The 8,898-nt window shown below is 39.2% G+C and carries 11 protein-coding genes; 5 read left to right on the top strand and 6 right to left on the bottom strand.

Annotated features, from left to right (window positions below; all coding sequences use genetic code 11):
* Window positions 1-276: 276 nt before the first annotated feature.
* The 4 genes from AW17_RS07390 to AW17_RS07375 all read left to right on the top strand — a co-directional run bounded on the left by AW17_RS07390 (window position 277) and on the right by AW17_RS07375 (window position 2,557).
* The gene (locus tag AW17_RS07390) at window positions 277-708 is read left to right on the top strand and encodes a Gfo/Idh/MocA family protein (protein ID WP_157280237.1); all 432 of its coding nucleotides are present in this window, start codon (window positions 277-279) and stop codon (window positions 706-708) included.
* 351 nt (window positions 709-1,059) lie between these two features.
* A complete protein-coding gene (locus AW17_RS24880) occupies window positions 1,060-1,470 on the top strand; it encodes a PAS domain-containing protein (protein WP_029275487.1) in 411 nt (136 codons plus the stop codon).
* 11 nt (window positions 1,471-1,481) lie between these two features.
* Window positions 1,482-2,135 carry a sensor histidine kinase gene (locus AW17_RS24875; protein WP_029275486.1) on the top strand — a complete coding sequence of 218 codons (654 nt, stop codon included), beginning with the start codon at window positions 1,482-1,484 and terminating at the stop codon, window positions 2,133-2,135.
* A 167-nt stretch (window positions 2,136-2,302) separates the two neighbouring features.
* Window positions 2,303-2,557, top strand: coding sequence for an exonuclease/endonuclease/phosphatase family protein (locus AW17_RS07375; protein ID WP_342421413.1), 255 nt, complete (start codon window positions 2,303-2,305; stop codon window positions 2,555-2,557).
* Between the two features lie 55 nt (window positions 2,558-2,612).
* On the opposite strand, the gene AW17_RS07370 is transcribed toward AW17_RS07375, so the two are convergent.
* From AW17_RS07370 to AW17_RS07345, 6 genes are all read right to left on the bottom strand, one after another.
* Window positions 2,613-2,969, bottom strand: a complete 357-nt coding sequence (locus AW17_RS07370) for a PAS domain-containing protein (protein WP_029275484.1) — start codon at window positions 2,967-2,969, stop codon at window positions 2,613-2,615.
* A gap of 187 nt (window positions 2,970-3,156) precedes the next feature.
* Window positions 3,157-3,423 carry a hypothetical protein gene (locus AW17_RS07365; RefSeq protein ID WP_029275483.1) on the bottom strand — a complete coding sequence of 89 codons (267 nt, stop codon included), beginning with the start codon at window positions 3,421-3,423 and terminating at the stop codon, window positions 3,157-3,159.
* Window positions 3,423-4,538: a M42 family metallopeptidase gene (locus AW17_RS07360; protein ID WP_029275482.1), complete on the bottom strand. Its 1,116-nt coding sequence runs from the start codon at window positions 4,536-4,538 to the stop codon at window positions 3,423-3,425. Before AW17_RS07360 ends, AW17_RS07365 begins: the two co-directional genes overlap by 1 nt.
* A gap of 106 nt (window positions 4,539-4,644) precedes the next feature.
* The gene (locus AW17_RS07355) at window positions 4,645-5,052 is read right to left on the bottom strand and encodes a GNAT family N-acetyltransferase (protein WP_029275481.1); all 408 of its coding nucleotides are present in this window, start codon (window positions 5,050-5,052) and stop codon (window positions 4,645-4,647) included.
* Between the two features lie 59 nt (window positions 5,053-5,111).
* Window positions 5,112-6,284, bottom strand: coding sequence for an MFS transporter (locus AW17_RS07350; protein ID WP_036669268.1), 1,173 nt, complete (start codon window positions 6,282-6,284; stop codon window positions 5,112-5,114).
* A gap of 91 nt (window positions 6,285-6,375) precedes the next feature.
* Window positions 6,376-7,917: an acyl-CoA carboxylase subunit beta gene (locus AW17_RS07345; RefSeq protein WP_029275479.1), complete on the bottom strand. Its 1,542-nt coding sequence runs from the start codon at window positions 7,915-7,917 to the stop codon at window positions 6,376-6,378.
* A 541-nt stretch (window positions 7,918-8,458) separates the two neighbouring features.
* On the opposite strand from AW17_RS07345, the gene AW17_RS07340 reads away from it, so the two are divergent.
* On the top strand, window positions 8,459-8,803 hold the full coding sequence (locus AW17_RS07340) for a hypothetical protein (protein ID WP_029275478.1): 345 nt from the start codon (window positions 8,459-8,461) through the stop codon (window positions 8,801-8,803).
* The last annotated feature ends 95 nt before the right edge of the window (window positions 8,804-8,898 follow it).

The raw sequence follows: 8,898 nt of genomic DNA, 5'->3' as shown, positions 1-8,898 counted from the left end.
AATAAAAATAACATGATCTGCGAAAAACTACCATGCCACCGCGGCATAGAGCGGAAAAATAATAAACATTTTTACACTCAAAACGACAGCTTTTGAATCCAGCTCGCTAGTGGTAAAAAAGATGCTGAACTAAATTCAGCATGACGACCGCATAATGAATGTTTACTAAAAAACAAATATAGAATTAACAAAAGATGTGTCCACACGATAGAATCAGAACGGGGGAGGCGCATTGGTAGATTTGGCTGCTATGGTGCTAATTTAATGACCTGGTTAATGGATGGAAAAGCCCCGATTTCGGTTAGCGCAATTACCCATCAGATTAAAAAAGAAGTTTATCCGAATGTTGATGACGATGCAACAATTTTATTGGAGTACCCATCTGCTACTGGAATTATCGAAGCATCGTGGAATTGGCCCTTTAGCATAAAAGATATGGAAGTATTTGGTGCAAACGGATACATGCAGGCCGTTAATGATAAAACGTTAAGGCTAAAGAATAATGGGAAGGACGATTATAAAATTTATCAGGCTAAGACATCGAAGCCAGTTTATTCAAACCATTTAAGTTATCTATCTGCAGTTTTAAAAGGAGAAATTAATCCAGCAAATGATTTATCATCACTGCCGAATAATTTAATTGTGGTCAAAATTTTAGCGGCTGCGAAAAAATCAGCTCAAACAGGCAAAAGGGTGATTTTAAAATAGTTCCTACATAATAAAAATAGCCACCTGTGCGATGGCTATTGGTAAGGAGAATAGTGTCTTCTCTATGGTGTGCCTGCCCTCCGCGGATCTCCCGCTCACAGGACTTTTTTATCTTTCTTTTATGCTTAACAATTTAGGCAATAGTTGGTTTTGATCCGCAAAATAATTTTGCACATCGTGTGGAAAATGTTAATATCTCTAAAAACGGATCAAGAGTAATCTACATGTACCCATATGAAATATTGTACGCGTTTTTTGATTAAAACTTTTTAGGGCGTGCGATGTTTGTGATGTGGTTGCTGCCGATGATATAATTACATTGTTTAGTGGCAAATTATCAGATATTAAATCATGGCCGAATTAAATAAAGAGCTTTTTTGTAACCTGGGCGACCGCTCTGTTGATGGGTATTTTATTTTCGATTATACGGCACAAAATTTTTCATACCTCAATAAATCGATAAGTAAAATTTGGGAACTTGGCCTTGATGAAATTGCGGCTAATCCTCAGCTACTTTTAGCGCGGGTACATCCTGAAGATGTTGCGCATGTAATGTCCTGTTACAAAGAATGCCTGGAAGAAGGTACGGAGAAAAAATATGAATTCCGGTTAATATTTGCCGATAGAGAAAAATATGTTCGGGTAATTGTGTTTGCTGTTGTCGATGAGGAAGTAAAGCGTTTAGTAGGTACAGTAGAAGATACCACGATAATGCGCCACAATAAAATCCATATTGAACAAATAAACGCCCGAAAAATATAACCTTAGAAGTATTGGCGCACGATTTAAAAGAACCGCTGGCCATGATGAAATTAACTGCTTCATCTATGAAAAATGGTATTGCTCAAACAGGCGATGAGCAGATGATAAACTCACTAGCTTTTATTCTGGATATGTGTGAGCGTAACCTGCTTTTGGTATGCAGCATGATTAACCGGGAGTTCTTAAAATCATCGGTAATAGAAATCGGCAAGGAGCGGGCAGATTTGGTCTGGGAACTTAGAGATGTGGTTCGTTTTTACAAACGATCGAAACTAGGCAAAATGAAGAATATTAAATTTACAAGTTCTGCCGAACAGATCTACCTGCACCTGGATAGCATGAAATTTATGCAGGTAATCAATAATCTAATCTCAAATTCAATAAAATTTACTGCCGATTATGGGAATATTACTCTACATGCCGAGGAATATGAAAGTACCGTTTTAATTACTGTAGCCGATAATGGGGTTGGAATTCCAGATGAGTTGCAGGCCGGCCTTTTTGATCATTTGCCCGAAACTTTAAGACCAGGTTTGAAAGGCGAAGAATCGGGAGGATTTGGCATGGGAATAATCAAAGCAATTGTTGAGTTGCACCAGGGAAAAATCTGGTTTAAAAGCAAAATTGGTACCGGAACTACCTTCTATATTGAGCTGCCTAAGTAGCCTTTTTTAATTTTAAAACAGTGTAAGTTATATTTGAGTTATGATTAACATTATTCTTGCGGATGATCACCATATTATCCGGACCTCACTTAAAGCACTTATAGAAAAACACGAAGGCATCAAGGTTGTTGCAGAAGTATCAGACGGTTTAGCGTCCTGAAACGCGTTTGGCATTTCAAAATTTAATGGCGCAAGGCTGGACAGATGCGATCAGAAAATTATACCCTACCGAAACGATATATACCTTTTGGGATTATTTCAGGAATGCATATGGTAGAGATGCGGGATTAAGAATTGATCATTTTTTATTGAGTCCTCAAGTTAGTGATCGCTTAAAATCTGCAGGAGTAGATAAACAAGTGAGGGGCTGGGAAAAAACAAGCGATCACGGTCCGGTGTGGATTGAACTAAGCGAGGTTTAATATTATTGCGGCTTATTCTTTAAATCGGTTATATCCAAAATTGTTCCTATTAATTTTAAGCATTCGCCGTCCTGTGGGATAGTATTCCGTCGGCTTTAATCCATCTAATTTCTCCGTCAGGCCGGCAAATTCTGTGTACCGTGTGGTAACTGGTTTTTTCTCTCGAAACCGTGAGTTCAATTTCATCCTGAACGTGGTCAAGGTCTTCTGGTAGAATTAAACCTAAAACCTTTTCATAACTTAAAACCCCATCTGGCGGGCAACCTAGGCTTTTCTTAAATGACCAGGTTGAACGGAGTATACCCGTTGCTATGCTTAACTCCCAAAAACCAAGGCCTAAGTGGTCGAACACCACATCCCAATGATCATCGCAGATAATGGATAGATCAATATTTTTCTTATTTGTACTCATAAAATAAAGGATAAACTATTTGGGGAAATTACATAAACAATGTAAAAAAATTTTGAGTATTAATAAAAATAAACTTAGTACTCAGCGGTTTAAATAAATGGGGAGCAAAAGGTAGGATGGTTTAGCGTAGTTGCCCGAGCAGGCAAAAAATAAGTCAAGCTTTAAAACTTGACTTATTTGGGAATAATTAATGCTGATTGGTGTTTTTTGACTTTTCTATCAGTTCTTTTTGATCACTCAAATCTTTATAGTAAAAATAACCACCAAATCCTAAGATGAGAATGATATTACTTATTTTGAAACTATGATCAAGCCAATAACTAAATGCTGGCACATTACCACTAAAACTCTGTTTAATGTTTGGCCAGGAGTTAAGAATGAAAATAATAACAATCATTAGCAAAACCTTTAGCAAAGTGCTGATGATGATCTTTTGGTGATTTACTTTTTCCATTATTTAAACTCTCTGAAATCCTGACCGTCGGTAATGTTCAATAAGCTTTCATAAATCAAGCTGATTACATTATCAACATCTTCTTTATGTACCATTTCTACGGTAGTATGCATATAGCGTAATGGCAGCGAAATTAATGCTGATGGTACGCCGCCATTCGAATAGGCAAAAGCATCGGTATCGGTTCCGGTAGAACGCGAAGATGCCTGGCGTTGGAATGGAATGTGGTTTTTCTCAGCAGTTTTAATTAATAATTTATTTAAATTGGTTTGAACAGCTGGCGCATACGAAACCACGGGGCCTTTACCGGCTGATAAATCGCCTTGAATGTTTTTGTTAATCATTGGCGTAGTGGTATCGTGTGTTACATCGGTAATAATGGCCACATTGGGTTTAATGCGCTGGGCAATCATCTCGGCACCACGTAAACCGATTTCTTCCTGTACAGAGTTTACAATGTATAAGCCGAAAGGAAGTTTTTTCTTGTTTTCTTTTAATAAACGTGCTACTTCGGCAATCATAAAGCCACCAACGCGGTTGTCTAAGGCACGGCCAACATAATAGCGGTCGTTCAAAACCATAAACTCATCTTCGTAGGTAATTACACAGCCTACGTGAATGCCCAATTTTTCTACTTCTTCTTTTGAAGTGCAGCCACAGTCTAAAAAGATATTTTTTAATTCTGGTGCCTGTTCTTTTTCGCCATGTCGGGTATGGATTGCCGGCCAACCGAATACTGCTTTAACCAATCCCTTTTCGGTATGAATATTCACACGTTTTGATGGCGCAATCTGATGATCTGAACCGCCATTGCGGATTACATATATTAAACCATCTGCAGTGATGTAATTTACATACCAGGAAATTTCATCGGCATGTGCTTCTATAACTACTTTAAAAGCAGCTTTAGGGTTAATAACACCTACAGCGGTACCGTAGTTATCGATAAAGTGTTCGTCGATATATGGTTTTAAATAGTTTAACCAAAGTTTTTGCCCTTCCCATTCGTAACCGGTAGGCGCAGGATTATTGATGTATTCTTCTAGAAACTGTAGCGATTTTTTAGTTACCACAGCAACATGTTTTTTCTTTTCGTCGTCTTTTTTCTTAGCCATAATATTATTCTATAATTATTCGTCATCCTGAACTTGATTCAGGATCTGATTAATGAGATGCTGAACTAAATCCGATAGCAATAGGATCAGCATGACGGTTGGTAATTTAAAGTTCTTTTTCCATTACTACAAAATCGTAACCATCTTTAAAAAAGGTTTTATCGGTTTCGTGGAAGCCAAATTTAAAATAAAATTCCTTAGCATTTACACGTGCGTTGCACCATAGTTTTGTCGCTTTTTGAATTTTACAAAAATCAAGGATATAGGCCATTAGTTGCGAGCCATAACCTGCCTTTTGAGTATCGGGTAGAATGGCAAGTTTACGGAATTGATAAACATCCCCGTCATGAAATAAAGAAACTACTCCAGTTAACTTATGATCGAGGTATAATCCAAAATGGATGCCTTCAAAATCATCGGGAAGCTTTACGCTATCAAATGGTAATTCTGGATACATGGCCTCATGCCTGATCCGCCAGGTTAGAGAAGGGAATATTTGTTCAATTTGAACCATAATTATATAAAAAGCTAAAGCCTTGTGTTTTTAGATTTCATTAAATTTTTATTGATTAGTTATTTGTTTTTTCTCCCGTAGAACTGATAAATTAAGATATTAAGGACAATTATTCCTGTCATTCCATAACAGAATAATGCCCATCCACCTTGGTCCCAAAGCCACAAACCCAAAGCTGAGCCACAGCTGGCACCAATAAAACTAACCGACATAAAAATGGTGTTCAGTCTGTTTCTGGCCTCTGGTATTAGGTTGTAAATTCGGGTCTGGTTGGTTACGTGTATAGCTTGCTGACCGATGTCTATAAGTACAATGCCAATTACAAACAGGTATAAATGGCTGCCAGTAAAATAAAACAAGGCGATACTAACGATTTGTAATATAAAACCAATCATTAAGTTCTTGCGTGGATTGTTGCCATCGCTTAACTTTCCAACCAATGGCGCTGCCAATGCGCCTGCTGCGCCAGCAATTCCAAATAACCCAATCTGCAGGGTTTGGAAATTAAAGGGTGGGTTAGCCAGAAACAATACCATTGTAGTCCAAAATGCGCTAATAATGGCGAAAGCCAGGAAGTTAATAATCGAAGTCTCCCTTAAGGCAGGTTGGGTTTTAATGTAACTGAACATCGAACGCATGAGTTCTTTGTAGGTGCCTTTAAAGGCAGGATAACTTGGTGGAAAACGCTTGGCCATTAAAAGAATAAGCAGGCCACAAATTCCGGCTGCAATATAATAAACGGCTCTCCAACCTAGCCAAAAGCCAATACTGCCACTTACCGCCCGCGAAGCTAAAATTCCGACCAGCAAACCACTCATAATCATCCCAATATTGGCCCCACGATTTTCATCGGTGCTTAAATTAGCCGCTAAGGGCAAAATCAATTGGGGGACGATAGAACAGCCTCCGATCAAGACAGAAGCAACTTCTAATACAAAGAAGGTATGCGAAACAGCAGCGATCAACAGCGCCAGAATAGCCAGGCCAGTAATCACAAGGATCTGTTTTTTACGCTCAAACATATCGCCCAGCGGCACTAAAAGAAAAAGACCCAGGGCATAGCCAATCTGCGTGAGGTAGGTGATTTTTCCTGCATCGGTTTCGGTGAGGTTAAAATCTTTCGCAATTAAGATCACCAGTGGTTGGCAGTAATAAATATTTGCAACAATCAGGCCTGTGCAAAAAGCCATGAGGAGGATATCGGCGCGTGATAATTTCTGAGTACTCTGCATTTAGTATTAAGTCGGAAGTCCTCAGTCATGAGTCTTGATGGCCGAGATTGATATCCTCTCAGACTATGGACCAATGACTATGGACTATATTCTACAAAGGTATATTTCCATGTTTCTTTCTTGGATTATTCACCACCTTATTTTCCAACATCTTAAAGGCTTTTATCAACTTTGCACGGGTTTGGGCTGGTTCAATCACCTCATCAACAAAGCCGCGTTCGGCCGCGCGATAAGGATTTGCGAAGATATCTGAATATAATTTTTCTTTCTCCAACCATTTCTCTTCAGGGTTTTCTGCTGAAGTAATTTCTCTTTTAAAAATAATTTCTGCAGCACCTTTAGCACCCATTACAGCAATTTCTGCACTTGGCCAGGCGTAGTTCATATCTGCACCAATATGTTTGCTGTTCATCACATCATAAGCGCCACCATAAGCCTTCCTCGTAATTACAGTAATACGTGGTACAGTAGCCTCGCTAAAAGCGTATAATAATTTTGCACCATTGGTGATAATGCCATTCCACTCCTGATCTGTACCCGGCAAAAATCCTGGAACATCTTCAAATACCAATAATGGAATATTAAAGCAATCGCAAAAGCGGACAAAACGTGCTGCCTTGGTAGAAGAATTGCTATCTAAAACGCCTGCCAAATAAGCGGGCTGATTGGCTACGATACCGATACTTCTCCCTGCAAGGCGGGCAAAGCCTACCACAATATTTTCAGCATAAGCTGCATGCACTTCTAAAAAGCTGTCCATATCGGCCACGGCAGAAATCACTTCACGTATATCGTAAGGTTGTGAAGCGTTTTCTGGCATAAAAGTGTTTAATTCTGGTCGGCTTTCATCAGCTGTTTCATAAGGTAAATGATCGGCTATTTCCTCACAGTTTTGCGGCATATAGCGCAGTAGTTTCTTTACATGGTTAATCGCCTCAATTTCGTTGGCACAGGCAAAATGGGTAACGCCCGATTTTGTAGCATGTGTGCTGGCACCTCCTAATTCTTCTGAGGTTACTTCTTCGTGCGTTACCGTTTTAACCACATTTGGGCCCGTAACAAACATATAAGAAGTATTTTCTACCATTAAAATAAAATCGGTAATGGCCGGCGAATAAACAGCTCCACCTGCGCATGGCCCCATAATGGCCGATAGCTGCGGAATTACACCCGAAGCCTGTACATTTTTATAAAAGATATCGGCATAGCCGCCCAAAGAAACAACCCCTTCCTGAATACGGGCACCGCCACTATCATTTAAACCGATCAGTGGAGCACCATTTTTCATGGCCATATCCATAAGCTTGCAAATTTTCTCTGCATGGGTTTCGGAGAGTGAACCTCCAAACACGGTGAAATCCTGAGAAAATACATAAGTTAACCTACCATTAATTGTTCCATAGCCCGTTACTACACCATCACCAAGATATTTTTCGCGTTCCATTCCAAAGTCAGTACTTCGGTGCGTAACCATCATGCCAATTTCTTCGAAACTTCCTTCATCCATTAAAAAATGAATGCGCTCGCGGGCTGTAAGTTTACCTTTTTTATGCTGACTGTCGATTCTGGTCTGTCCACCGCCAAGGTTTGCCTGGTTGATTTTATCTTTAAGTAATGCTATTTTTTTGTCCATTGCAACGCTACGAGATTTTAAAATTAAAAATTACTAGCGGTAATACAAGGTAAACGAGGTGTTATTTTATCCTGGTCCAGCATGCGATGTTGAGTAAAGCAGATGGCTGGCTAGAGTCGCGATCGTCATGCTGTCCCGAATGTTCGGGATCAGCATCTTTCTGCCCATTAAGACCCTGAAATAAATTTACTGCGTAGCTTTCCGCTGCGCTACAGGTCAGGGTGACGATAAAATGCAAAAAAGCCTAAAGATTATTCCTTAAAGGGTAGATTAATAATCGAACTGAGGTTATAGGAAACGGTTGGTTCTGGGCTTTTGGCAGGTTGGGTCCCGCTTTTTGGTACGAGTCCCGATGAAGGATCGGAAGCTCTTCCCGATAATCGGGTTTACCTAACCTAGATCAGTGCAAGAAACAGCTTTTTATGTCGAATGTAATCGCCTTTCTGTTATATTACATTTTTTTTACAGCTTAAAGCATTGAAAAACCAATAATCCGTTTATTTTTGTAGCCGTTAGTATTAAAACAACATTAGGATTTTAGATGTTTTTAAGGAAATACAAGTATTTAATCGTTGCCTCATTCATGTTCATCTTCATGGCGAAGATGGGTATATCTGGTGCGCCGGTATTTTGTACGAGTATTGATAAGGAAATTATGAACGCTGTAATCATGCAAATCGAGTTAGAGCATGAGGGCGGAAAAGATACCGCCAAAGACACTGCAAAATTTACCGACTTCAAATTCGTTGAACTTAATCATCCTATCTTTTCTTACGAATTCTCTTCAAGCCATTTCTTTCTGAAGAGCAGTTTCATCGAACATTTCAAAAGATATGTAGATCCATATCACCCTACGGTACCAACACCGCCGCCTAACTTTATTTAGTCTTTTTTATTGGGGTAACTTATTGCAATCAGTAACTTGAGCGGGTATGTTGTGTTAAATATTTATACGATATGCTTGTTCCTTGATCGCTTTTA

Origin of the sequence: Pedobacter borealis DSM 19626, assembly GCF_000708285.2 — a bacterium.
GTDB lineage: Bacteria > Bacteroidota > Bacteroidia > Sphingobacteriales > Sphingobacteriaceae > Pedobacter > Pedobacter borealis.
This window is presented reverse-complemented; position numbering and strand designations above follow the sequence as displayed.

Coding starts and splice junctions, on each gene's coding strand:
- AW17_RS07390 (WP_157280237.1), top strand. CDS start 277: ATGGATGGAAAAGCCCCGATTTCGGTTAGCGCAATTACCCATCAGATT.
- AW17_RS24880 (WP_029275487.1), top strand. CDS start 1,060: ATGGCCGAATTAAATAAAGAGCTTTTTTGTAACCTGGGCGACCGCTCT.
- AW17_RS07370 (WP_029275484.1), bottom strand. CDS start 2,969: ATGAGTACAAATAAGAAAAATATTGATCTATCCATTATCTGCGATGAT.
- AW17_RS07365 (WP_029275483.1), bottom strand. CDS start 3,423: ATGGAAAAAGTAAATCACCAAAAGATCATCATCAGCACTTTGCTAAAG.
- AW17_RS07360 (WP_029275482.1), bottom strand. CDS start 4,538: ATGGCTAAGAAAAAAGACGACGAAAAGAAAAAACATGTTGCTGTGGTA.
- AW17_RS07355 (WP_029275481.1), bottom strand. CDS start 5,052: ATGGTTCAAATTGAACAAATATTCCCTTCTCTAACCTGGCGGATCAGG.
- AW17_RS07350 (WP_036669268.1), bottom strand. CDS start 6,284: ATGCAGAGTACTCAGAAATTATCACGCGCCGATATCCTCCTCATGGCT.
- AW17_RS07345 (WP_029275479.1), bottom strand. CDS start 7,917: ATGGACAAAAAAATAGCATTACTTAAAGATAAAATCAACCAGGCAAAC.
- AW17_RS07340 (WP_029275478.1), top strand. CDS start 8,459: ATGTTTTTAAGGAAATACAAGTATTTAATCGTTGCCTCATTCATGTTC.